Consider the following 23608-nt stretch of genomic DNA (forward strand, 5'->3'; position numbering starts at 1 on the left):
TTCCCACGCCCACCAGTCGTTGCCATGGTTGCCGCCTTCGACTTGGTGCGACGCCGTGGCGGTGCCCCAGAGAAAGTGCTCCGGAAAGCGGCCGGCGATCATGGCTGCTGCGCGACGATCGCCAACACGATGCCGAGAATAATCAGGGCGATCACCAGGACGGCAACCACGCCGAGGGGGCCGATGACGGCGGCCACGGCACGCTCTGTTGAGATCGCGTAGTGATCTCGCGTCGCGATCACCAGCAAAGCGTTCTGCCAGAGAAAGACGGCCACGGCGACGAGGGTCGCGAGCTGGCCGAACGCCAACTCGGCTCCAGCCGCGCCCTGCAGCTTGAGCAGCGCGTCCACGAGCGCCACCGGCAGGGCGACAAGGCCGACGAGCGCGGCGTAGCCGACCAGTTTCAGCAGGCCGGCGAAGTCGCCGCGTCCGCCCAGTGCTCGGGCGATCACGTGGATCAAGCCGGCCGCCGCGCCCCAAAGAATCGCACTGATCGCAATGCCATACACGGGTAGCACGAAGCGATGCATGTAGATCCAACGGGCATAGAGATCAGCCCCCTGCGCCGTGAGCGAGGGCAGCGACCCCAGGTTCGTCGGGGGCCGATACGGCCCCGGGGCGGCAAGTTCAGCGGCGGCCGCGGGCAGCGTGATGGAAAGCCCCAGCGCGATCAAGCCGTCGGCCAGTCGGCGGCGGGCATTGATGAGCCTGAGGGCCGAGAATGGATGACGGACCAGCTCGACCAGGTCCGCCAACAGGAACATCGCCGGGCATTGTAGCCGGAAGCCACCTATAATCCCGCGAGTCCATGGCGAAACCATCTCGCGACGCCACGAGCGCAGGGCTGGCGGACCGGACCACAGGCCTGGTCGGCTGGACGATCGCCTGGCGGGCTGCCAGTGCCGTCACGACGCTCGCGCTGGGGGCGTTCCTGATCCGCCAACTTTCCGCCGACGAGTATGGCCGCTATACGTTTGTCCTGAGCGTCCTGGTGTATGTCGGCCTGTTGGCCACGTTCGGCCAGGACCAGGGATTACTTCGCTACCTGCCGGAGGTCCTCGGCCGCGGCGACCGGGCTGCCGCCCAGGATCTTGTGCGCAAGAGCGCCGTTGCCGTCGTGGCCGTCTGGGTGCTGACGAGCGCCACGGTCTTCGCCTTACGGCCGGTGATCGACAGCGTCCTGCATGCCCACGTCGCCGACCTGCTGGCCCTTGGAACCGTCTTGCTCCTCGGCGGCATTGCCACCGGCGTCCTCTCGTTCGCGCTGGTGGCGGTTTACGACATGCGCAGCCAGGCGATCGCGACGCCGATTGCCGGTGCGCTCACCCTGGCACTGGCCGTGATCTTTCTCCATCGCGGCGGCCACCTGGGCAGTGTCCTGGTCGCGGGCGCGATCGGCCAGTCGGTGCTGGCAGCCGCGTATTTTTTTATCTTGCTGCGACGCATCGAACGGGCCCAGGGCCTTTCGGGCGACCGTGTGGGGTGGCGGAGATTGCTCGTCTACGCCAGCGGCTGGCTGCCCAGTTTATTGATCGCGTCGGCCGTCGGTCTGCAGTTCGAGAATATTTTTCTCTTGCGATTCGTCGGCTCAAAGGCCGTGGCCTACTACGACACTGGATATAACATCCCACAGCGGCTCGTCTCGTTGATTCCCAGCTTGCTGACGGGCGCCTGGGTTGTGGGGACGCTCGAGGGCTGGCGTCGCGAATCGGACCGGGTCCGTGCCGCCGTGATGGCCTTCTACAAGGGCATCTTCCTGGTGGCGTTCCCGCTGGCCTTCGCGGGCGGCGCCCTGCTCGCGCCAGTGATCCGACTCTATACGTCCGGCCGCCTGCCACCGGCCGAACGGATCGCCCCGGTCATGCTGCTCTTTCTCGTTGCGGCCTTGCTGGCGACCCCCTGGGGCCTGGTGGTCCGCGTTCGAGAACTGGCCTGGTTGAACGCCTTGATCACAATTGCCCAGCTCGGTTTCGCCGCACTCGCAGATTTCTGGCTAATAAAGAATTTTGGCCTCTGGGGCGCCGTCGTCGCCGTCGGGCTGACCACAGCCTTGACACTCGCTTTGACGTTCGTCGCCTGGCGGGCGTTCGATCCAGCCACGCTGGTGATTCCCTGGGGCTACGCGACGCGCTGTCTAATCGCCGCGTCGCCCTATTTGCTTTTATTGCCATTGGCGTTTACGCACTTGCCGACGCGCGTGCTTGTGCCGGCCGGTGCTCTGGCGACCGCGCTGACGACGGTCGCCTGGGGATATCTGGTCAGACGGTTCGGCTTACTTTCCGAGGGTGAGGTGCCGCTACTGCATCAGAGCCGGCATGGGCCCGTCCGGCTCGCGTTGCGATACCTCGCGCCTAGCGATAGATAACGGCCATATTGTTGAAGTCGCGCCAGCTGGTTTCAAACGTCCACTTGCTGACCCAGTATTGACTTCCAAATTGGTCGTCGTTGACTCGGACCATGGTGGGTGAAACCCCGGTGAGTATCACCGAGTGCTCGGCCAGCGAATATCTAATGCTGCGGCCGTCCCATGCGGTCCAGGTCCGCACCGCGGGCCTCGACCACCTAGCTTCTATCCAGATCTGCACGGGATGTCCCGCCGCCAGCTCGGCGTAGACCGTCGCGGGCGAGAATCCCTCGCCGCCGTAGGCATTGGGCACACCATGTGAGCGGGCAATCGCGAGAATCACCGGGTAGTAAACGCCGTAGCCGGTCAGCGCTGATTCACTTCCGTTGACGTCGCCTACGAAGTTCGTGTACGGGTCGCCCCAATGCAGTGTGCCGTTGATCCATTGGGCCCGCCGAAGGTCGGCATTCTCGTAGGCGAACAGCGAGTCTTGTGAGTAATAGTGGCCGTAGTAGGCCAGCCCCATTTGCATGGCGGCGGTTTCGCAATTCAAGTTCCGGGTCTGTCGATAAACAGGCACGGGGATCGTCACATAGCCCGGTGTCGGCGCCCAGGCCCGCGGCGCGGCGGCGGCCGCGACCACGACCACGGGTGCCGGTGGGTCCGGCGGCGGGACGTACTGTCCGTAGATCTCCGTCGGCGTCAGCGGCGCCTCCAGTTCGATCCCATGCTTGATGCGTGAGATCGCGACCTGAGTTCCGGTGGACGGCAGCGTCTGTGCGACGGGCGCGGATCGAGCAGGCTGTGGGCGAACCGGGCTCAGCATCAGGCTGCCGGCCATGGTGCTGCCCAGGATGGTGATGGACGCGAATGTGCTGATCTTCATGGAACGTTCCGTGTATTGCGCTCAACCTAACGGCGCTCCATTGCGATACCGATAGCGAGCCCGTAGCCGTCTTCGAGCCGTGACGCCGGCGTTTCGCCTGGGCCTCGTGGCGTTACTATCTGGAGACTTGCTGACAGGCAAAGTCGCGATTGTTACAGGAGCGGGCCGCGGCATCGGCGAGGGGATCGCCCGCAAACTCGCCCAAGATGGGGCGACCGTGGTGTGCGCCGATGTAAACGAAAGCGACGCACAGACCGTTGCATCGGGTCTGAGTCCGGCCGGCCTCGGCGTGAGACTTGACGTATCGAAGGCCCCTGAGTGCGATGCCGTCGTCGAGAACGTCAACGCGCGCTACGGCCGTCTGGACATCCTGGTGAACAACGCGGGCATCAATCGTGACGCCATGCTGCACAAGATGACAGACGAACAGTGGCACCAGGTGATTGCCGTAGATCTCTCTGGCGTATTTTTTATGACCAGGGCGGCGAGCCGCATCATGCGCGCCGCCGGCGCAGGCCGGATCGTGAATATCTCTTCGGCCAGCTGGATGGGCAATATCGGCCAGGCGAACTACGCGGCGGCCAAGGCCGGCGTCGTCGGCCTGAGCCGGACGGCTGCCAAAGAGCTCGCGCGTTCCCAGGTCACCGTCAATGCCATCTGCCCCGGCTTCATCGACACGGTGATGACCAGGAGCATTCCGGACACGATTCGCGAAAAGCAGGTCGAGAAGATCCCGCTCGGCCGCGCAGGCCAGCCCGCCGACGTCGCCGCCCTGGCGGCATTCCTCGCATCCGACGAAGCGGGTTACATCACGGGCGAAGTGATCAACGTCGGCGGCGGCTACGTGTTGTGAGGCTCGCCTCGGTCCAGGAGGCCGTCGCAGCGATCCCGGACGGTGCGACGGTCGCTGTCGACGGCTTCACGCTAATGGGCGTGGCCGAAGCCCTATACGAGGGCATCGAAGATATCTTTCGCAAGACGGGCCATCCGCGGGACCTCGTCATCGTTCATGCCGCCGGCCAGTCGAATCGCAAGATTGGCTTCGAGCACTTCGCCGTCGAGGGGCTCGCGAGACGGATCGTCGGCCCGCACTGGGGCTTGATGCCCCGGATGTCGGCGTTCCTCGGCCAGGGCCTCGCCGAGGCCGTCTGCTTGCCCCAGGGGCAGATTTCGACGCTATATCGAGCCATTGCCGCCGGCCGCCCGGGAAACCTGACGCGGATCGGCCTCGGGACGTTTGTCGATCCGCGAATCGAGGGAGGCAAAGTCAACCAACCCGCCCGGGACCGCGCGCCGGACTACGTCGCGATTCAACGCATTGACGATCAGGACTTCATGTTCTATCGCAGCTTCACGATCGACGTCGGGATTTTTCGCGCCAGCGCCGTTGACCCCGACGGCAATTGTTCCATGGAAGAAGAGGCGGTTACCCTCGATGCGCTGGCGATTGCCCAGGCGGCGCATAACGCGAATGGCCTCGTCATCTGCCAGGCAAAGAATCTCGTCGCCCGCGGGGCCATCGCGCCAAGGCTGGTCACGGTTCCTGGCTGTCTCGTCGATCTGGTTGTCCAGGCGCCCGATCCGGAACGCCAGCATCGGCAATCAGACAGCGTGTTCTACGACGAGAGCTATATCTTGGCGTCTTCGGGTGCTGAGCTGCCCCGCGCGGCGTACTCGACACGCCTAGCCATTGGCCGCCGGGCCATTAGATTTTTATACCGGGGCGATATCGTGAACATCGGCACCGGCATTCCGGGCGATAGCGTCGGCCCGGCGCTGGCTGAAGCCGGGCTGTCCGACGCGATCACGCTGACGGTCGAATCAGGCGTCTACGGCGGCGTGCCGGCCGGTGGCGTCGACTTCGGCATCACGAGATACCCCACTGCGATCATTCCGCATGCCAGCCAGTTCGATTTTTACAACGGAGGGGGACTCGATGCGACGTTCATGGGCGCTGGCCAAATAGACCGTGAAGGCAACGTGAACGTGAGCCGGCTGGGCGGGCGCGTCATCGGCGCCGGCGGCTTCATCGACATCACCCAAAGCGCCAGACTCGTGTGTTTCTGCTTTACGCTCGAGGGCCGGAACGAAAAGTTTGTCAAACAGGTCGAGCATCTGACGTTCAGTGCCGAGCAAGCGCGAAGAAATCAACAAGTCGTCATGTATGTCACGGAGCGCGCCGTGTTCCGGCTCGAGCCGCAGGGCCTTGTAATGATCGAGATTGCACCTGGCCTCGAGATCAAAGACGTCCTGGATCAGATGCCTTTCCCTGTCCGAGTCCAGGAGCCGCTGGCGGGAATGCCAGAAGATATTTTCAAGCCGACTGTCGCCCCGTTCGACCTGCCTGCGAGGCCGTTAGCGAAAATCAAGACATCCAGGGGCCGTTAGCTCAGGTGGTTAGAGCGGCCGGCTCATAACCGGTTGGTCGAAGGTTCGAGTCCTTCACGGCCCAGACTCTCTCGAAGACGATTCAGGACCCCCTGGGAGCTTTTTTTCGAGGCAAACGCTCGTGGGCGAGGTCGCGTACTCTCCCCAGCAGTCGATCTGCGTGAAACCGGCGCGCCGGTAGAGTCCCAGCGCCTCGGGCGAGTTTGTGCCGGTCTCGAGCACGAGGCGCCGCGCACGCAGCCGTCCGGCAGCTGCCTCGAGGCTGGCGAGGACGGCCCGGCCGATACCACGGCCGCGCTGGTCGGGCTCGACGTACATGCGCTTGACTTCTGCCGTTTGCGCGTCGATGAGCCGGATGGCGCCGCAGGCGACGGCGCGGCCCCCGTCGCGCGCCACGAGGAAGGTCCCCCGGCCGCCATCGAGATGATGGGCCTTGAGGTTGGGCCCGAAACGCTGCTCGGGCGGATACAGCTCGGCCAGGCCGGCGTCCAGAGCGGCGATCAATCGTTTCGCATCGCTGGAGTCAAATGGTTCAGACGTGATTGAGAGGCTCAAGTCGCGATTATCTGGCTTGGCGTCTGCCTGCGGCAACTGCTAGGGTCGGCAGGTGCCGGACTGGCAGTCATTCGATCGGTTCGCGGCTGACTACGATCGATTCACCGGTCTGGAGCCTAAGGGAATTCTGCGCTGGTTGCTTACGCAGTTGCCTGCTCACGGTGGCCGGGCTCTCGATGCCGGCTGTGGGGCGGGCCGCTACACGCACGTGCTCGCCGAGCGTTTTGACGAAGTCGTCGGCGTCGACATCAGCGAGCCACTGATCGACATCGCTCGCCGGCAACGGTCAGCCGCGAACGTTGGTTATCTCGCCACCGACATGATGTCTTTCGCAGACGCCGATGGGTTTGATCTGGTCTTCAGCTCGACGACGCTACATCACCTGCCAGACCTGAACGCTGCCCTGTTGCATTTGCGAGGCCTTGTGAGGGCGGGCGGCATTGCAATCCTGATTGATAACGTTGCCTCGCGGCCGACACCGTCACGTTGGGTTCATATCCTTGGGGCCGTGCGCAATAGTCCTAGCGACGTCCGGCGTCTCGGCTGGCGACAGGCTAGATGGTTAATGCAATTCAGGACCGGCGCATCCTGGCTGGATCATCTGGCGAGCGATCGCTATCTCTCGCGCCAGGCGTTCGAGCGCCAGTACGGCTACGCCCATGCGCTCGTCTGGACAAAGAAAAAACCCCGCGGCAATTGCGCGGGGTCATGAGGTTCGCCGAGAGCCCTAGGAAACGACATCAGGCCGAACCGTCGCATATAGAACGGCGATGGTCCGAAATCCTTCCCGAATCCGGTGGCACCGGCGAGCCGGCGCGATCGCCGCGGCTCAGGCGGATCGTGATCGCCGAGACTCAGGCTGACCGCGAGTTTGGAAGGACGCTGCGGAGCGGCGGGATCGCGGTGAACCGTCCGTCTTTGTGGCGGACCAGCCGCCAGCCCTCTTCGTGGACCATCCGGTGATGCGGCCGGCACAAGAGCGCCAGGTTGGGAAGCGTCGTCGCGCCGCCTTTGATCCACCAGAGCAGGTGGTGCCCATCGCACCAGATCGTCGGCCGGCCGCAGCCGGGGAACACACAATGCTGGTCCCGTGATTCGAGCGCCCGCCGGGTCGACGCCGGGATCGTCCGGCTGGCGTGGTTGAGCTCGTGGTCCAGCTCGCCCTGGCCGGTGATCCGGATGATCGCGCTGTCGCAGGCGTGGCGCTGGACGGTCTCGGCCGGCACGGTGCCGCCGCCCTCGAGCTCGCCCGCTGGTGCGCCCGGCATTCCGCCCAGCGTGTCGAGGCTGGCGCGGATGATCAATTGCGGACGCGGGCCCGCGCTGTCGCGCTTGCGGCCCGTTCCGTGCCGGCAGAGTTCCATCAGCGCATCGACGCGGCGCTGCCCGTAGCTGCGCGCGTCATCTTTGACCGGCTTCATGAAGGGCTGCAACGCCGTCCGCAGCGTCGCGCCACCTTCCGCGTCGAGCACGCCGTCAAGCCGGACCAGGCCGTCGACCGGCTCGCCGATGTGCAGGTAGCGCCGCTGGTACGCGTGGTTCGCCTCGGCCAATGCCCCTGCCGCGTCCACGCGGTGCTCGAAATTCTTCGCCACGCCGGTGAACTTCCCCGGATCCATGGTCTGGGCCGCCTGCAGCAGGCTGGCCTCTTCTTTGCGCACCGCGGCGGCGCCCACGTGCTCGGCGGCGCGAGCCATGACGACGACGTGCTCGTAGCCGAGGTTGCCATTCGCGAACGCCGCCTCGGTCGTGGGCAGCTTGTCGAGCTGGCGCGCGACCTCCAGCCGCTCGGCAGCGGCGCCGCCTGAGAGCTTGCACTTCCAGCGGAGCCAGTCCGTCAGTGAAAGCGAGCCGTCCGCCTTGTACTCGCCCGACTTGTCGAAGCGGCGCACGCCATTGGCGAACACGGCCTCCAGGGGATCGATACCGGTTTCCCGAATTTGGATCAGCGCCTGGCCGAGCCCCTCGCCATCCGCCTCCCGGACGCAGGCCGCCATCGCCTGGACACCGGCCCGCAGCTTCTCCAGGGCGGCTTCGAAATGACGACCTCGGGGGCTTGTGTGGAGATCCACGACCGCCATGCTCTAAGCCTGAACCCTGGTTGCGACAGCTGTCTGTCGTAATCCGTCATGATTCGAAAAAGTCGGCAATGAATGGCCATATCGCGCTGCTCGGCGACTCGATCCTGGACAACGGCGCCTACACGGAGGGCGGCCCGGACGTCGTTACCCATCTGCGCGCCATGCTGCCGGCCGCATGGCGGGCAACGCTCCTGGCACTGGACGGAAGCCTCATTGGGGACCTGGAGGACCAGCTCTCCGACGTGCCTCCCGACACCACTCACGTCGTTGTCTCCATCGGCGGAAACAACGTCGCTATGAACTTCGATATCTTGAGGCTCCGTGTTCGCTCAGAGCCCGAGGCGCTGATGACGCTTGGCTACCGGGTCGCGGTCTTCGAAAGCGCCTATCGAGTGGCGATCAATCGCGTTCTGAGCCTCGGCAAGGAAATGGCGGTCTGCACGATCTACAACGCCAGCCTTGATACGGACGCAGGGGCGGAGGCCCTGGGATTGAGCACCGAGGACGCCGCCGCGGCGCTCGTCATGCTAACAACCTTCAATGACGTCATCCTCAGGGTAGCGTTGGAGGCAAAGCTTCGGGTAATCGAGCTGCGACTGGTCTGCACCGGGCCGGCGGACTACGCCAACACCATCGAGCCATCGGTCCAGGGCGGTGAAAAGATCGCCCGGGCCATCATCCGTTCGTTCGGCCTGCCAAGCCAACCGCCGATCCCAGCCGGGTCTATTTCTGATATTTAGCCGCCGTGCTGCGCCGCGTGGTCCTCGGTGATGTACTGCTCGACGAGCTTGGCGCCGATCCCGACGTCGTCAAGCGGCCCGTAGTTGTTCGAGACGTCGGACAGCCGCACGACCTTGGGCCCGTCCCAGTGCTGGACCTTCCCAGTCATGTGGAGCACCCAGACATCGAGCTTGCCGTCAGGTAGGACGCTGCCAACGCGTGCCAGCCGGTGACCGCGGGTTTTGAGCCGCACAACGTCCTTGACGCTGAACCGCTGCGGCCCGGTCGACGAACCGTCTTTTGCCTCCACCAGGTCAGCTGTCGACGGCGCACCCGAAAAGGGGTTGATCTTGCGCGCGATCCGCACCAGCGGATCGTACACGTCGGTTGCGGTGCGCTCTTTCAGCGGAATGATGGCGTTATCCGTGATCTTGATGTGTTCGGGGCAGACCTCCTGGCAGCACTTGGTGATGTTGCACATGCCAATACCCGCCTTGCCATGGAGCAGGCCGGTGCGCTTGCGCGTGTCCAGCGGATGCATCTCGAGCGCGGCGATGCGCACCATGTAGCGCGGCCCGTAGTACGCCGACTTATCGTCGTGGTTGCGCAACACGTGGCATACGTCCTGGCAGAGGAAGCACTCGATGCACTTGCGGTACTCGTAGACGCGCTCCGTGTCCTCGGGCAGCATGTGGTAGGGGACCGGCTCGCTCGGCGGCGGCGTGAACCCCGGGATCTGTTTGTTGACCTCGTAGTTCCACGACACGTCGGTGACCAGGTCTTTGATCAACGGGAACGCCCGCATCGGCCCGACGTGGATTTCCTGACCGACAAACTCGTCGACCCGCGTCTTGCACATCAGGCGCGGACGTCCGTTGATCTCGGCACTGCACGAGCCGCACTTGGCAGCCTTGCAGTTCCACCGGCAGGCGAGGTCGTTCGCAAAATGGGCCTGTATGTAATGCACCGCGTCGAGCACAACCATGCCTTCGAGCGATGGAACCTCGAAGCGCTGTTCCTGGCCGCCCTCGGTGTCCCCGCGGAAGACCTGGAGGACAATCGAGCCGTTGGCCCCGCTCTCTCTAGCCGACGTGGCGCTACTCATTTGCGGACTGGTTGCGGCTTGGGTGGCCGTGGCGCGGGCGGCTGTGACGCAGACGTACTGTCGGCGAACAGCCGGGCCAGCTCGGGCGGCATCCCGGGCACCGGCCGCGTCTTGAGCTTGACCCGCCCGCCGTCGCTGTAGGCAACAAAGTTCAGGCGACCCAGCGCCGGATCTTTCTCCAGGTAGTCGAGCCTCCAGTGCGCACCGCGGCTCTCCCGGCGCTCGATCGCCGCGCGCACGATCGCCTCGGCGATCGTCAGCATGAATCGCAGATCCCGGGCCGTGTGCCAACCAGGGTTGTATTTGCGCGACCCAGGAACGTGGATGCGGGCCGCCCGCTGGCGCAACTCCAGGATCTGGTCAAGGCAGGTCTTGAGGGATTTCTCTTCACGGGCCAGGCCGGCGCCCTCCTGCATTGCCTGCTGAAGCTCCTGTTGCAGGAGGTAGGGATTCTCTTTGCCGGCGCCGACCAGCGGCAACAGCAAAAGTTGCTGCTCGTCTAAGACCTGGCGCTCGTCGATCGTGCCGAGCCGGACGTCGCGCTGGTAGGCGGCCGACGCGGCGCCGGCGCGGCGTCCGAAGACGAGCAGATCAGACAGGGAGTTCCCGCCCAGTCGGTTCGCGCCGTGCAACCCGGCGGCAGCCTCACCAGCCGCATAGAGCCCGGGAAGCGTGGACGCCCCGGTCTCGGCGTCGACGCGCAGCCCGCCCATCGCGTAGTGGATGGTCGGCGCGACTTCCATCGGCGCTTTCGTGATATCGACATCGGCCAGCCGAAGAAACTGCTCGTACATCGACGGCAGCTTTTTCTTGATCTTTTCCGGGCCGAGGTGGCGGACATCCAGGTACGCGCCACCGTGTTCCGTGCCGCGGCCCGCCTGGACCTCTTTGTAAATGGCCCGCGCCACCACGTCGCGCGAGGAGAGCTCTTTCTTCTTGGGGTCCACCTCCAGCATGAAGCGCTTGCCCTCGCGGTTCGTCAAATAGCCACCCTCGCCGCGAACGGCCTCGGTGACCAGGATGCCGCGCACCCCGGGCGGCCAGACCATGCCGGTGGGATGGAACTGGACCATCTCGGGATCGAGGACCTCAGCGCCGGCGTCGAAGCCCATGCCGACGCCGTCGCCGGTGCCCTCCCAGGAATTCGACGTGACCTTGTAGAGTCGGCCCCAGCCGCCCGTGGCGATGATCACGGCCTTGGCGCGGAAGGCGACGAAGGTGCCGTCGATCCGGTTGTAGCCGAAGGCGCCGATCACGCGATCGCCGTCTTTGAGCAACCTGGTCAGCGTGACCTCCATGTGTACCTCGATGCCGAGCTGGACGATGCGGTCCTGGAGACTGCGGATCATTTCCAGGCCGGTACGATCGCCGACATGGCACAGCCGCCGATACGTATGGGCGCCGAAGGCGCGCTGCAGGATGCGGCCGTCGGGAGTCCGGTCGAAGATCGCGCCGTAGGTCTCGAGCTCGTAGACGCGGTCCGGCGACTCGCGGGCATGAAGCTCCGCCATCCGCCAGTTGTTGATCATCTGGCCGCCCCGCATGGTGTCCTGGAAATGGACCTCCCAGTTGTCTTCCGGGTCGACGTTGCCCAGGGCCGCGGCGATGCCGCCCTCAGCCATGACGGTGTGTGCCTTGCCGAGCAGCGACTTGCAGACCACGTCGACGCGAGCACCCGTGGCCGCTGCCTCGATCGCGGCGCGCATCCCGGCGCCACCGGCGCCAATCACCAAGACGTCCGTCGTCAGCGTCTGGTAGGGCTCGCTCAGAAGATCACCCTTGGTTCGTGGATCACCCCGGCCATCAAAAGCCGGATATAGACGTCCGTCAGTGCGACAGAGAACATGCTGTACCAGGCCCACGCCCCGTGTTGCGGGTTCGCGCGGTTGAGCAGCATCACGAGCCGATGCCAGAGCCGTCCGGCGCGCGCTCGCGAGAAGCGATCGATGCGGCCGCCCATCATATATCGAAACGAATGGCAGGTCAGGCTGTACAGGCTCAGCAGGATGACGTTGACCAGCATCACGACGGAGCCCAGGCCCAAGAAGAAGTGGCCGCGGAACGTAAACGCGCGGACGACGTCGATCCACAGAAAGAACAGCACGATGAGGCTGAGGAGCAGAAAGTACCGGTGATAGTTGTTGAGAACCCACGGAAATCGCGTCTCACCGTGGTAGCGGCCGCGCTTCAACTCCTGGATGGCGCAGGCGGGTGGATCCCAGAAAAAGGACCGGAAGTACGCCTTTCGATAGTAATAGCAGCTGCCCCGCAGGCCCAGCGGGATCACGGCCAGGAACGGGATCAGGATGCCGATGATCGGGACTTTGATCAGACCGAAGCCGAGCCAGGTCGAAAAGAACGGTGAAAGATACGGATCGTAGGAAACAACCGTCCCGGAGAAGACGGACCAGGTGGCGTAGATGACGAAGGCGCTATAGCAGACGACCGTGAGAGCCGGCTCGATCCACCAGGCCCGGCCCGGTGATGCCTCCTTGGCCGATGCCGGCCGCGGAGGAACGACAGCTTCAACGGCCACGCCACAATTTTAGTGTTCGGTCAGATCGCGGCCTGGGGCGTCAGTCAGAGTTCGCGCTGCGCCGCCCGAGCAGGACGCCCACGACGGAGGCGACGACAGCCAGTCCGAGCGCCGCCCGAGCCGGAATGCCACGCCGGCCATTGGGAGCCCCGCCGTTGCGCGCCACGCCATCTCGCTCCACGTCCGGCTTGCCGCCGGCCCACGTCTTGCGCTCGCCTTCAGGCCCCGACTCGGGTGCGGCGACGGCATGGGCATCTTTGCCGGGCAGGTCGATCGGCACCGGGTAAATGACGCTGTTGACTTCGACCCCGATCATCGTGATCAATCCAAGAAGGAAAAAGAATGTCATCAAGACGAAGAACAGGCCGAACGTCTTGCCGTACTGGTTGATGCGGTTGTTCAACGAGATGTAGAGCGGGAACAGCAACGTGATCAGCTCAAACAGGACGCCGGCGACCAGCGCGCCGGGGATGATTTTGCGGAACTCTAGCTTGCGGTTCGGAATGACGTAATACATGCTGCCGAACAGGAGAAAGCCCGCGGTGATCCCAACCAGCACCTGTAGGATGAAGGCTGCCGCCCCCGAGTACAGGAATTCTGGGAGGCCGGGGATGTGCTTGAGGGCCGGCAGAAGGGCGGAGGTCGCTACGGCAATGCCCACGAGGACCGTGAACAGGAAAACCATGCCAAAGGCAATCAGCCGCTGTGGAATGAAATCCCGAGGCTTGGTGTGGTAGATCACGGCGAAGGCCTGTTCCATGGCGCCGAACAACGCCGAGCCGCCCCAGAGCAAACCGACCAGGCCGATGATGAACAAGACGCCACTCTGGCTCTTCACGCCGCTGACGGCCTTCAGCAGCTCGGTCGTGTCGCCCGGAATCGCCGTAAAGATCGTCTTGTAAACGGCATTGTTCGCCTCACCAAAGAGCCGAAGAGCAATGCCGAGAAGGGATGAGGCGAATACCACGATCGGGAACATGGCAAAGAGCGCATTCCAGGCGATCAGCGCCGCCCAGTTTGGCGCCTGGTCCTCGAGGAACTTGCGGATGACGCGCCCCGGCACGCTGTCCATCAGCCGCCCCATGCCGTCGATTCTACCTGACATCGGTTCTATCAACTAAATGGCAACCGCGCCGGCCGAAGTCGAGGCTCAGAAGCAAGCCGCCGCCGAGCGCGCCCTCGAGCTGGTCAAGCCGGGCACGATCGTTGGGTTGGGGACCGGGAGCACGGCTCGCTACTTCATCGCGGAACTGGCCCGGAACGTGCGAAGCGGCCTCAAGGTCCGGGCGGTCGCGACGTCGGCAGAGAGCCGGGCCCTGGCCGAGGCCGGCGGGATCCCGATCACCGATAGATTCGACGGGTCGCTCGACCTTGCCATTGACGGTGCCGACGAGATCGACCCGGCGGTCAACTGCGTCAAGGGGCGAGGCGGGGCCTTGCTTCGAGAGAAGGTCGTCGCCCACGCCAGCCGGCGCTTCGTCCTGATCGCCGACGAGGGCAAGCTGGTCGGCCGGCTGGGGCGTGGTCCGGTCCCGATCGAGGTGCTGCCCTTCCTGTGGGAGGCGACCAGCCGCTCGATCGAGTCCCTTGGCGGGAGGCCCGAGCTCCGGATGGCGGCCGGCGGGCCCTTCAAGACCGACAACGGCAACCTGGTTCTCGATACCGGCTTCGGGGCCGTCGACGCCGCACTTGGCGTTGCCCTCCACGAGATCCCCGGCGTCATCGAACACGGGCTCTTCTTTGGCATGGCCCGCGCCGCCATCATCGGGTCGGGGACGGGGATCCGAATTCTCGGCGAGCTGCCCTGAGCTTGCCCTATGCTTAGTCGCTGAGATGCCGTTCGAATACAAGGTCGTCAACACCGTCGAGGAAGCCAACCAGCTGTCCGACGACGGTTTCGAGCTCTTTACCATCCTGCCGCCGGGGCCCAGCGGCGGCGCGGACCGTCTCTACCTGCGCCGGGAGAAGCGTCGCGGACAGACGCCGGGGTTTTCCCGAGAGTCCAAATCCGACTAGGGCGAAGACCCGATTGACGGACTTTTGGCGAGAACTTATACTGACGTAGTCTGGATTCCGGCAAATGGAGGGCGGAATTTCCGCCCTCGTTGTGTTTATTGGCGTCTGGGACAGGGTAGGAAGTGGCGGGCCCGACGGTGGGCGTTCACAGGAGTTGCCAGTGATTCAGGAAATGACAATGTCGACCCAGGCGACGGCCTACGAATCGGCCGTCCGCGACATGACGCAGGCCGCCGCCGAGGCGGAGCTGACGCATGCGCCCGTTCGGCTCGCCTACTGGCGGATCGCTGCGATGGACACCCTGCTCGACCGGCTGGAGGAGCTTCGGCTGGCGGGCGAGCGCGCCCTCCCGGAAGACATCCGTGATCTCGTGGTCGCCTACGCCGCGCGTCACGACGCGGAGCTGGCGGATCGGGTCCAGCGGATCAATCCGGACGACCTCAACGCCGTCCACGACGCCGTCTTCGAGGCGCAGGGTCGCGTCATGCTCGAGCTCGCCCAGCTGCGCCGGGTGCCCAACTGGCAGGATCTCGACCTGACCCTCGCGCCGGGCGACGACGAAGCCGCCTAGCGCGAACCCGGTCGACGCCGCCGATCGCGAGCGGCCGCTCGACATCCTGGCCGACCGCGCGCGACGGCTGCTGACGATTCAGTGGGCCGACGGCCACCAGTCCGCGTATGAGTTCGAGCTCCTTCGCTGGAACTGTCCGTGCGCCGAATGCGCGGGAGAAATGGGCATGCCCGGGAAGCTGGCCAGCACCAAGGACCTCCACGACGACCAGATCGACCTCGATCAGATGGAGCCCGTTGGTCTCTTCGGCGTACGGCCATATTGGAAGGATGGCCACAATACCGGGATCTACGGGCTCAGCTTCCTCCGGGCCATCTGCCCCTGCGACGAGTGCGCCGCGGCGCGAGCCGCCCGCTAAATGTCAGGCCGGGGTTACGGGCTTCGCGGCGCCGTTGAGGCCTAGATCGGCCTCGAGCGCTGCCTTGGGCTTGTAGCCCACCACCTGCTCGGCGAGCTTGCCGTTACGGAACATTGCGACGTACGGAATGCCGCGCACGCGATACCGCTCAGCTAGCGCCGGCTCCTCGTCGACGTTGACTTTGGCGATCTTGACGTCCGTGTGCTCGAGGGCAAGCTGCTCCAGGACCGGCGACAGCATCTTGCACGGACCGCACCAATCGGCGTAAAAGTCCACGATTACGGGCTGCTCCGAGAGGATGACCTGCTCTTCGAACGTAGCGGTCGTTACTTGAACTGCTTTACTCATGACTCTCCCTTTCTTGGACGAATTGCATCAAGAGTAACTCAGATTCGGCCTCGGAAATTCCCCCAGCGTAACGTTCCCGGCCGCGGAGGCTGTCCCGCCCCTTAGTTCGAAAAGACCTCGACGACCATGATTTTCGCGCCGTTGCTGGCGACGCCGATGCCGATCCGATGGTAGGCAGCCTTGAGGATGTTCGCCCGGTGGTCGGGCGAGTTCATGAACATCGTGTTGATTGCGGCCATCGACGGGTCGGTCGACCAGGCGATGTTCTCCCCGGTGGCGCTGTAGGGGATGCCCCACAGATGCATCAGCTGGACGAAGGCCAGCTGGCCCGTGGACGGGTCGTAATGCGAAAAGTAGTTCCGATTGAGCATGTCCTGGGCCCGGTACTGGGCGACTCGCGCCAGGGAGGCACTGTAGGCCAGGGGGGCCACACCATTGGCGGCTCGGTCCTGGTTGACGAGGCTCATCTGGACCCCCGCCGCGCCGCCTACGCCCGAAACCGGTGGCGCCGGGGGTCGGGGGGGAGCCGGATGGTAGACCGGGGCCGGCTGGGCGGCGACGGGTGCCGCGGCAGGCGCTGCCGGTGGCGGCGTCGGGGCTGGCGTTGGAGGGGGCAACCGGAGGGCGAGCTGGCCGAGGCGGTTCACTCCCACCTGGAGCGCTCCGGGGGGGCGGACCAGGTGGCTCACCGCGAGCGTGCGAGACGCGAGGGGGCGCGAGGGTGGGTTACCGAGAATACTGATGGTGGCGATCGCCAGAAGGGGGGCGCCGGCGATCAGGACGACTCTCGTAACGGAGCGTGACAATCTAGATCCCCCTTGTGGTCGAGTTTGGGGGATTTTAAGGGGCAAGAGGGGATTGGCCAAGCCGTCGGGCGCCCGAGAAACCGGCTGCCCCGGCTATCCCCTAACCGGTAGTCTCGCTATCAACCAGCGGCGGCAACGAAGAAGAGCAGCTGTCCGAGCAGCTGGCCGGGCAGGATGGCGATCATCGCCAGGTAGAGCAGGCCCGTAGTGGACATGAACGACCGTAACCGGCAGGTTGGTAAGGCCAGCCCCGCCGCGATCAGCGGCAGAAAAACGGCGCCGAGCGCCCAGAGCACGGAGAGGACGGGGCTCAGCGTCAACGGATGTGTCAGTGACCCTGAGCCATGGGCGAGGCCGCGAAGCGTCAGTGGAAACAGGATCGCCTGGAGGACTAGGCTCACCAGGAGGACGCCGATCGCTCGGAGCAAGGGACGGTTGGTGAGCGCCGGCGTCACCAGGTACCAATGCCCGAGCAGCATCCCGGTGGTCGCCGCACCCAGCACAGCGGCAGAGAGCGCCACCACCAGCGCGATCGCCGCGCCGTCGAGGAGCGATCCGGCCAGGGGCCAGAGCGCGGCGGCGATCCCCGCCAGCAGCAGCAAAGACGCCGATAGCGTCAAGAGCCAGCTGAGGCGCGAGCCATCCTGGCGCCAGATGATCACGGCGTGAGCCACCAGGGCGACGACAAGCAAGCCTTGCAGGAAAATCAGCGCGCCGGCCGCCGGCTGGTTGATCGAGAGCAGGCGGTGGTAGGCGCCGGGCGGGCCCGTCAGGACGACGAGGAACGCCAGGCCGCCAAGGATGGCGTAGGTGACGGCGATGAACTTCAGGAATCCATGGGTCAGGCCGCCCGTCAGCCGCAGGTAGGCCACCGTGGCAAAACCGCCCACGGCCGTTTCCGCGAGCAGCAGAAAGAGCGCGAGTGGCAGGGTCAGCATCGCCACACACTCGTGGCAGCTGGTGACAGGAACGGAATCCAGCAGAGGCATACGCGCCGATATAGATTAGGCAAGTGACTGGTCCCCAACCGGGCAACCCGCATGGCTTCGTCGCGGTGAGCTTCAAAGATGGCCACTGGACAACGGCTGAGGGCGAGGTCGTTCCCTGGTACGAAGTCCAGACGGACCTGGTCCCGGAGGCTGACGTCCAGGGGGCGCTCGAGCGGGTGCTGAGCGTTTACGGGGTGAGCGACGTCGTCGTCGACGCCTTCGACCAGTTCCGCAAAGAGCTCAAGCAGCGATGATCTTTCGCCGCGACCGCGAGCAGGACCCGCGCGTACTCAAAGATCCGCATCGCCTCCCCCCGGGCCAGGTGCTGACGCTGAAATGGCCCGTGCTGTCGTATGGGAGCCCGCCGCCGTATGACATGGCCCGCTGGCGCCTGCGGCTATACGGGGAACTCGACGCGCCGGCGACCCTGACCTGGGGCGAGGTCCGCAAACTGCCGACGACGGCAATCACGGCTGACATGCATTGCGTGACGACCTGGAGCCGGCTCGACAACAATTGGGAGGGCGTCGCCTTCAAGGACCTGGTAGCGCTGGTCAAGCCGCGCAGCACAGCGCACTACGTGATCGCCCACTGCGCGGCCGACTACGCCACGAGCCTGCCTGTCGAGCTCCTGGCCGACGACGACGTCATGATTGCCTACCGCCACGACGGCGCCGAGCTGACCCCCGATCATGGCGGGCCGCTGCGGCTGGTCGTCCCCAAGCGCTACGCGTGGAAGAGCGCGAAGTGGCTGGAAGGCCTCGAATGGGTCGAGCACGACCGGCTCGGATTCTGGGAGCGCAACGGCTATAACAACGCCGCCGATCCCTGGAAAGAAGAGCGGTACTGGTAGATATACTCGAGGAACGGGGTGCGTTTGGAACGCTGAGAGGTGGAACGCTCCACCAACCCTTCGAACCTGATCTGGGTAATGCCAGCGGAGGGATACACGACGGCACAAGTCCAAGTTCCGTCTGACGCGTTTCTTAAAGTGGAAACGCACGGCATCGAGGCCATTCCGGATGCCGAGCGCCACGGCCGTCCGAGTGAACTGGGCTTTCTCTGGGCGGGTGCCTTCGTCAACTACGCCAGCCTGCTGACCGCGAGCCTGCTGACGACGTACTACGGCTTGGGCGTTTGGGACGGCCTGATTGCGGTCCTGATCGGCACACTCGCCGGCGCGGTGATCCTGGGCCTTCTGAGCAACACCGGACCGAAAAGCGGCCAGCCGCAGATCGTCTTCACCCGGCGCATCTTCGGCACACGGGGCGCATTTCCGGGTGCCGTGCTCACGCTCTTCCTGGGCGTCGGATGGTTTGCGGTGGACACCGTGATCGCCGCGCTCGCGGGTGTCCAGCTGCTGCAGGTCGCGGGCGTGCGCCCCGACGTCGCTGGCAAGTTCTTGTTTCCCTGGGTCCTGGTGATTGCCGCCGTGAGCGTCGTCGTGGCCGTCTACGGACATCGAACGATCAAAATCGTCGAGACATTCGGCGCGGTGGCATTCGCCGCGTTGTCTCTTTTGTTGTTTGCGCTGTTGGCCGGCCAGATGCACTGGACCGCCGGAGCAACAGCGTCTGGGGCTGATTACCCTGGGGCATTCGTGCTCGGTGTGATGAGCTGCTTCGCGCTCGTCGCCTCCTGGTATCCGTTCGCCAGCGACTACTCGCGCTACCTGCCCGCGCGCAGCTCGGTCCGCGCGGTGACCTGGTGGCCGATCGTCGGCGTCACGCTCCCCATGCTGTTACTGGGACTGTTTGGTCTGCTCCTGCCGACAATCGACCCGAAGCTGGCCAGCGATTCCGGTGTCCTGGCGGTGATCACGCGCCACGCGCCGGCCGCGGTCGCCGTCCCGTTCTTCGCCTTCGTCATCCTGGGCGAAATCTGGGCGAACTATCTGGACGTCTATACGGCCGGGCTGGTCACGCAGACGCTCGGCATTCGACTCAAGCGCTGGCAGACGGCGCTCGCAGCCGGCATCCTGGGTGCGGCGATCGCGACCGTGGCCGTGGTCATCTGGGACTTCCATTTGTTCTATCAGGACTTCCTGATTCTGACTTACCTATGGGCACCGGCCTGGGCAGCGGTCGTTCTACTCAGCTTCTTTGTTTTTGGTAAAGGCAAGGCCCGGCCCGCGGTGCTGGCCTGGCTGATCGGCACGGCCGTCAGCCTGGTCTTCGTCAACTACCCCAACCTGTTCTCGGCGGCTTTTCCAGGCGCCCACTTTCCGAACCAGCCGCTCATCGATGCGCTGCACGGCTCGGACGTATCGGGCATCGCGAGCGTCCTGGTTGCGGCGGGATCATATATTGGTCTACGGAAGGTCATGACATGACGCTGCCGGTCGCCCTCTCGATCGCCGGCTCTGACTCCGGCGCCGGCGCCGGCATCCAGGCCGACCTGAAAACGTTCGCCGCCCTCGGCGTCTATGGCGTGACAGTCATCACGGCGATTACCGCCCAGAACACGCTCGGTGTCCGCGCCGTCCAGGAGGTCGATGCCGAGGTCATCCGCGCTCAGCTCGCCGCCGTCGCAGACGATTTCGCGATCGCGGCAATGAAGACCGGCATGCTGTCGAGCGCGGCCATCACCGAGACCGTGGTTGCCGGCATCCAGCGCCACAAGCTCGGCCCGCTTGTCGTCGACCCGGTGATGATCGCCAAGAGCGGCGACCGCCTGCTTGCGGAAGACGCGGTCGACGCGCTGCGCCGGAGATTGCTTCCGCTGGCCGCCCTTGTGACACCGAACATTCCCGAGGCCGAGGTGCTCGCCGGGCGATCGATCCGGACTCGAGACGACCGGCTGGCCGCGGCGCGCGCCATCATGGAGTTGGGCGCACATGCCGTCGTGATCAAAGGTGGCCACTCGGAGGACGACCCGATCGTTGACCTGCTGGTCGACCGCCAGGGCGTGCATGAGTATCGTGCCGCCAGGATCGTGACGACCAGTACGCATGGCACCGGCTGCACCTTCTCGGCGGCGATCACCGCCGGGCTGGCGACCGGGCTCGATCTGCCCGCTGCCGTCGCCGAGGCTCGCAGCTATGTCTCGCGCGCGCTCTCGTCGGCCCCTGGGCTGGGGCACGGCCACGGACCACTGAATCACTTTCCATCGCCCCAGGTGGCGCATGCTCACCACTGACCGAGACCTCGAGTACCTGGAGGGCGTGCATCCGCCGCTCGGGCCGGTGCTCGAGGAGATGCTCAAGACGGGTCGGGGCGAGGGCGTGCCGATCGTCAACCCGGCAGCCGGCCGCCTGCTACGGGTGTTGGTGACAGCGCTCGCACCCAAGCGTGTGGTCGAGATCGGCACGGCGATCGGCTTCTCGACGCTGTGGATGGCGAGCGCGCTGCCTCCAGGCGGGCGCATCGACACGATCGATCCGGACCGAGCCCGCACCGACCGGGCGCGCCGCTACTGGCTGCGCGCCGGCGTGACCGACCGTGTTCGCGTCATCAACGAGCCGGCCTTGCGGGTCCTGCCGCGGCTCGCGCCCGGCATCGACTTCGTCTTCATCGACGCCGTCAAGCCGGAGTACGGAGCTTATCTTGACGCCTTGCTGCCGAAGATGGCGCCCGGCGGGATGATCACCGTCGACAACGTGCTCTGGAGCGGCCGGATCGCGGCCGGTGAGCACGATGAGAACACCGACGCGCTCCGCGCCTTCAACGAAAAGTTCCTGCACCACGAGCAGCTCGAGGCGACGGTCCTCCCGGTCGGCGACGGCTTCGGCATCGGCGTCGTTCGCCGGCCTGCCTGAGCCTGCGGCGCGCTAAAGTTTGCGGGTTGCCCGAAGCTAAACCGCTGACGCCGGAGCGCGTGCTCGAGGCCTATCGCACGGTGCTTCGGGCCCGCGCGCTAGATGACCGCCGCTTCGTCTTGAATCGCGCGGGCAAGCTGGCTTTTATTATTTCGCCTCGTGGCCACGAGGTCGCCCAGGTCGCGGCCATCACGGCGCTCCAACCGGGCCGCGATCGTTTCTGCCTTTACTATCGAAATTTTGCCGCTGCGCTGGCGTGCGGCTTTACCCCCGAGGAGCTAATGCTCGCGGCGTTCGCCCGTGCGGCCGATCCCTCGAGCGGCGGGCGCCAGACGCCGGGCAACTTCGGCAGTCGCCGGCGGGGCATCGTGATCGGCTCGAGCACCGTCGGCCCGCAAATCCCCAAGGCGGCGGGGATAGGCCTGGCGCTGAAATGGAAAGGGGAGGGGGCGCTCTGTTACGTGAGTTTTGGCGAGGGGGCCACCAGCCAGGGCGACTTTCACGAAGGCTTGAACTTCGCCGCGCTCCATCGCTGCCCGGTGATCTTCTTCTGTGAGAACAACCACTGGGCCATCTCCGTGCCGCAATCGCTCCAAGTCGCGGGCCCGGGGGTGGCCGAACGAGCCGCCGCCTATGGCATTCCTGGCACCAGGGTTCCCGGTGATGACTTCTTCGCGGTCCACGCGACCGTGGCCAAGGCGGCGGAGCGGGCGAGGTCCGGCGGTGGCCCGACGCTGATCGAAGCCGAGGTGCTCCGGTTGCAGTCGCACTCGACCGATGACGACCAGCGCGCCTACCGCGACCCGGTAGAACTCGCCGCGGAGGCCTTGAAAGATCCCATACCGCGCCTGCGGGACGCACTGCTTCAACGCGGTTGGCTTTCGCCAGAGATCGATCAGACCATGCGTGATGACGTCAATCGCGAGGTCGAGAGGGCGACCGAGGTGGCCGAGGCGGCGCCGGAGCCCGAGCCGGGCTCGCTCGGCCATCACGTCTATGCGGATGCTTGAGCGGACCCTCGTCCAGGCCGTGCGCGACGCGCTCTACGAAGAGATGGAACGTGACGACCGGGTCTGCGTGCTCGGCCAGGACGTCGGCCTCAAGGGCGGCGTCTTCAAAGCGACCGAGGGCCTCCAGCAGCGCTTCGGCGCCCAGCGCGTGATGGACATGCCGCTGGCGGAGTCGAGCATCGCGGCGGTCGCCCAGGGCCTCGCGCTCGAGGGCTTCGTTCCGGTGGCCGAGATGCAGTTCGCCGACTACAGCTATCCCGCGTTCAATCAGATCGTCAACGAAATCGCCAAGGTTCGTTATCGGTCAAATGGCGACTTTTCATGTCCGCTGGTCATCCGCGCCCCGACCGGCGGTGGCGTCCGTGGCGCGCTCTATCACTCGCAATCTCCCGAGGCCTTTTATTGCCATGTGCCCGGACTGAAGGTCGTCCTGCCATCGACGCCGGCCGACGCCAAAGGTTTGCTGAAGGCGGCGATCCGGGACCCCGACCCGATCATTTTCCTCGAGCCGAAGAAGCTCTACCGCGCCGAGCGGCAAGATCTGGCCCAGGGTGAGGCCGCGCTCCAGCCCCTGGGGGCGGCCGCGGTCGTCCGCCAGGGGGCGCACCTGACCGCCGTGACGTATGGCTACATGCGGGCCGTCACAATGCAGGCCGCCGCCAGGCTGAGTCCCGACGGCATCGAGGTCGAGATCATTGATCTGCGCACACTCCGTCCCTGGGATGTCGAGACATGCGTGCGCTCCATCGAGCAAACCGGTCGGGTGGCGGTGGTCTACGAGGCCAATCGCACCGGCGGATTCGGCGCCGAGATTGCGGCTGAGCTCGCTGAGCGCTGTTTTGCCAGCCTGGATGCCCCGGTCAGCCGGATCGCCAGTCCGGACGTCCCGGCAATGCCCTTCAGCCCCAGTCTCGAACACGCGTTCATGCTCAATCCGGACAAGGTGGCGGACGGATTGCGGCGCCTCGCCCGCTACTGAACGCGGTTCGAGATGAAATCCCGGTGAGAAAAAACCGATGCAAAACCGGGCGGCTGTCTCCTATACTCTCCGGTGGGGTTCTTGTTCCAAGCCCCCCGGAACCAGGACCCCACTTTACCCCTCCTCAGGCCGAAGCCACTGGTCAGCCTCCGGATCTGC

Annotated in this window: 27 protein-coding genes, 1 tRNA gene, 1 pseudogene and 1 riboswitch; of the genes and pseudogenes, 17 read left to right on the plus strand and 12 right to left on the minus strand. The window is 65.2% G+C overall.

Annotation, left to right across the window (positions count from 1 at the left end):
* Both VHK65_16000 and VHK65_16005 read right to left on the minus strand, forming a co-directional pair.
* A partial coding sequence (locus VHK65_16000) for a family 1 glycosylhydrolase (protein ID HVS07652.1) occupies nt 1-102 on the minus strand: 102 nt, incomplete at its 3' end.
* On the minus strand, nt 99-764 hold the full coding sequence (locus tag VHK65_16005) for a YIP1 family protein (GenBank protein HVS07653.1): 666 nt from the start codon (nt 762-764) through the stop codon (nt 99-101). The genes VHK65_16000 and VHK65_16005, both read right to left, overlap by 4 nt.
* Before the next feature lie 44 nt (nt 765-808).
* On the opposite strand from VHK65_16005, the gene VHK65_16010 reads away from it, so the two are divergent.
* Nucleotides 809-2365 carry an oligosaccharide flippase family protein gene (locus tag VHK65_16010; protein HVS07654.1) on the plus strand — a complete coding sequence of 519 codons (1557 nt, stop codon included), beginning with the start codon at nt 809-811 and terminating at the stop codon, nt 2363-2365.
* Here the strand turns inward: VHK65_16010 and VHK65_16015 are convergent.
* A complete protein-coding gene (locus VHK65_16015; GenBank protein ID HVS07655.1) occupies nt 2352-3230 on the minus strand; it encodes a C39 family peptidase in 879 nt (292 codons plus the stop codon). The genes VHK65_16010 and VHK65_16015 overlap by 14 nt on opposite strands.
* A 79-nt stretch (nt 3231-3309) precedes the next feature.
* On the opposite strand from VHK65_16015, the gene fabG reads away from it, so the two are divergent.
* From fabG to VHK65_16030, 3 genes are all read left to right on the plus strand, one after another.
* A complete protein-coding gene (fabG, locus tag VHK65_16020; protein HVS07656.1) occupies nt 3310-4083 on the plus strand; it encodes a 3-oxoacyl-ACP reductase FabG in 774 nt (257 codons plus the stop codon).
* On the plus strand, nt 4080-5618 hold the full coding sequence (locus VHK65_16025; protein ID HVS07657.1) for a CoA-transferase: 1539 nt from the start codon (nt 4080-4082) through the stop codon (nt 5616-5618). The genes fabG and VHK65_16025 overlap by 4 nt, the downstream gene beginning before the upstream one ends.
* Nucleotides 5609-5682, plus strand: a tRNA-Ile gene (locus tag VHK65_16030). The genes VHK65_16025 and VHK65_16030 overlap by 10 nt, the downstream gene beginning before the upstream one ends.
* On the opposite strand, the gene VHK65_16035 is transcribed toward VHK65_16030, so the two are convergent.
* Complete coding sequence (locus VHK65_16035; GenBank protein HVS07658.1) at nt 5673-6122, minus strand: GNAT family N-acetyltransferase; 450 nt, start codon at nt 6120-6122, stop codon at nt 5673-5675. The two genes, VHK65_16030 and VHK65_16035, sit on opposite strands and share 10 nt — an antisense overlap.
* Nucleotides 6123-6225: 103 nt before the next feature.
* Here VHK65_16035 and VHK65_16040 point away from each other — a divergent pair, with 103 nt between their 5' ends.
* Nucleotides 6226-6885: a class I SAM-dependent methyltransferase gene (locus tag VHK65_16040; GenBank protein ID HVS07659.1), complete on the plus strand. Its 660-nt coding sequence runs from the start codon at nt 6226-6228 to the stop codon at nt 6883-6885.
* Between the two features lie 142 nt (nt 6886-7027).
* Here the strand turns inward: VHK65_16040 and VHK65_16045 are convergent, their stop codons facing one another.
* Nucleotides 7028-8254, minus strand: coding sequence for a DUF222 domain-containing protein (locus tag VHK65_16045; GenBank protein ID HVS07660.1), 1227 nt, complete (start codon nt 8252-8254; stop codon nt 7028-7030).
* A gap of 68 nt (nt 8255-8322) precedes the next feature.
* On the opposite strand from VHK65_16045, the gene VHK65_16050 reads away from it, so the two are divergent.
* Nucleotides 8323-8994 (plus strand): SGNH/GDSL hydrolase family protein, encoded by a 672-nt coding sequence (locus VHK65_16050; GenBank protein ID HVS07661.1) that lies wholly within the window; start codon nt 8323-8325, stop codon nt 8992-8994.
* Between the two features lie 326 nt (nt 8995-9320).
* Here VHK65_16050 and VHK65_16055 read toward each other — a convergent pair.
* The 4 genes and pseudogenes from VHK65_16055 to VHK65_16070 form a co-directional block, all read right to left on the minus strand.
* Nucleotides 9321-10079 (minus strand): annotated as a pseudogene (locus tag VHK65_16055) (succinate dehydrogenase/fumarate reductase iron-sulfur subunit).
* The gene (locus VHK65_16060) at nt 10076-11809 is read right to left on the minus strand and encodes an FAD-binding protein (GenBank protein ID HVS07662.1); all 1734 of its coding nucleotides are present in this window, start codon (nt 11807-11809) and stop codon (nt 10076-10078) included. The pseudogene VHK65_16055 and the gene VHK65_16060 overlap by 4 nt, the downstream one beginning before the upstream one ends.
* A 35-nt stretch (nt 11810-11844) precedes the next feature.
* Nucleotides 11845-12615, minus strand: a complete 771-nt coding sequence (locus VHK65_16065) for a succinate dehydrogenase (GenBank protein ID HVS07663.1) — start codon at nt 12613-12615, stop codon at nt 11845-11847.
* Between the two features lie 40 nt (nt 12616-12655).
* Nucleotides 12656-13720 (minus strand): YihY/virulence factor BrkB family protein, encoded by a 1065-nt coding sequence (locus VHK65_16070; protein HVS07664.1) that lies wholly within the window; start codon nt 13718-13720, stop codon nt 12656-12658.
* Nucleotides 13721-13736: 16 nt separating this feature from the next.
* On the opposite strand from VHK65_16070, the gene rpiA reads away from it, so the two are divergent.
* The 4 genes from rpiA (at nt 13737) to VHK65_16090 (ending at nt 15560) form a co-directional block, all read left to right on the plus strand.
* Nucleotides 13737-14423: a ribose-5-phosphate isomerase RpiA gene (gene rpiA, locus VHK65_16075; GenBank protein HVS07665.1), complete on the plus strand. Its 687-nt coding sequence runs from the start codon at nt 13737-13739 to the stop codon at nt 14421-14423.
* Nucleotides 14424-14448: 25 nt separating this feature from the next.
* Complete coding sequence (locus VHK65_16080; protein HVS07666.1) at nt 14449-14631, plus strand: hypothetical protein; 183 nt, start codon at nt 14449-14451, stop codon at nt 14629-14631.
* Nucleotides 14632-14809: 178 nt separating this feature from the next.
* Nucleotides 14810-15202, plus strand: coding sequence for a hypothetical protein (locus VHK65_16085; protein ID HVS07667.1), 393 nt, complete (start codon nt 14810-14812; stop codon nt 15200-15202).
* A 46-nt stretch (nt 15203-15248) separates the two neighbouring features.
* On the plus strand, nt 15249-15560 hold the full coding sequence (locus tag VHK65_16090) for a DUF971 domain-containing protein (GenBank protein HVS07668.1): 312 nt from the start codon (nt 15249-15251) through the stop codon (nt 15558-15560).
* 3 nt (nt 15561-15563) lie between these two features.
* On the opposite strand, the gene trxA is transcribed toward VHK65_16090, so the two are convergent.
* The 3 genes from trxA to VHK65_16105 form a co-directional block, all read right to left on the minus strand.
* Nucleotides 15564-15908 (minus strand): thioredoxin, encoded by a 345-nt coding sequence (trxA, locus tag VHK65_16095; GenBank protein HVS07669.1) that lies wholly within the window; start codon nt 15906-15908, stop codon nt 15564-15566.
* A 101-nt stretch (nt 15909-16009) separates the two neighbouring features.
* Nucleotides 16010-16714 carry a CAP domain-containing protein gene (locus VHK65_16100; GenBank protein HVS07670.1) on the minus strand — a complete coding sequence of 235 codons (705 nt, stop codon included), beginning with the start codon at nt 16712-16714 and terminating at the stop codon, nt 16010-16012.
* Nucleotides 16715-16833: 119 nt separating this feature from the next.
* Nucleotides 16834-17652, minus strand: a complete 819-nt coding sequence (locus VHK65_16105; protein ID HVS07671.1) for a hypothetical protein — start codon at nt 17650-17652, stop codon at nt 16834-16836.
* Between the two features lie 74 nt (nt 17653-17726).
* On the opposite strand from VHK65_16105, the gene VHK65_16110 reads away from it, so the two are divergent.
* The 7 genes from VHK65_16110 (at nt 17727) to VHK65_16140 (ending at nt 23449) form a co-directional block, all read left to right on the plus strand.
* The gene (locus tag VHK65_16110; GenBank protein ID HVS07672.1) at nt 17727-17957 is read left to right on the plus strand and encodes a hypothetical protein; all 231 of its coding nucleotides are present in this window, start codon (nt 17727-17729) and stop codon (nt 17955-17957) included.
* The gene (locus VHK65_16115; protein ID HVS07673.1) at nt 17954-18556 is read left to right on the plus strand and encodes a sulfite oxidase-like oxidoreductase; all 603 of its coding nucleotides are present in this window, start codon (nt 17954-17956) and stop codon (nt 18554-18556) included. The genes VHK65_16110 and VHK65_16115 overlap by 4 nt, the downstream gene beginning before the upstream one ends.
* A gap of 4 nt (nt 18557-18560) precedes the next feature.
* Nucleotides 18561-18666, plus strand: a riboswitch (TPP riboswitch).
* A gap of 28 nt (nt 18667-18694) precedes the next feature.
* Complete coding sequence (locus tag VHK65_16120; GenBank protein ID HVS07674.1) at nt 18695-20035, plus strand: cytosine permease; 1341 nt, start codon at nt 18695-18697, stop codon at nt 20033-20035.
* A 2-nt stretch (nt 20036-20037) separates the two neighbouring features.
* Nucleotides 20038-20841 carry a bifunctional hydroxymethylpyrimidine kinase/phosphomethylpyrimidine kinase gene (gene thiD / locus VHK65_16125; GenBank protein HVS07675.1) on the plus strand — a complete coding sequence of 268 codons (804 nt, stop codon included), beginning with the start codon at nt 20038-20040 and terminating at the stop codon, nt 20839-20841.
* Entirely contained in the window at nt 20828-21460 is a 633-nt protein-coding gene (locus VHK65_16130) for an O-methyltransferase (protein ID HVS07676.1), read from the plus strand. The genes thiD and VHK65_16130 overlap by 14 nt, the downstream gene beginning before the upstream one ends.
* A gap of 26 nt (nt 21461-21486) precedes the next feature.
* On the plus strand, nt 21487-22470 hold the full coding sequence (locus tag VHK65_16135) for a thiamine pyrophosphate-dependent dehydrogenase E1 component subunit alpha (GenBank protein HVS07677.1): 984 nt from the start codon (nt 21487-21489) through the stop codon (nt 22468-22470).
* Nucleotides 22463-23449, plus strand: coding sequence for an alpha-ketoacid dehydrogenase subunit beta (locus VHK65_16140; protein HVS07678.1), 987 nt, complete (start codon nt 22463-22465; stop codon nt 23447-23449). The genes VHK65_16135 and VHK65_16140 overlap by 8 nt, the downstream gene beginning before the upstream one ends.
* The last annotated feature ends 159 nt before the right edge of the window (nt 23450-23608 follow it).

Source organism: Candidatus Dormiibacterota bacterium (assembly GCA_035544955.1).
Classification (GTDB): Bacteria; Chloroflexota; Dormibacteria; order CF-121; family CF-121; genus CF-13.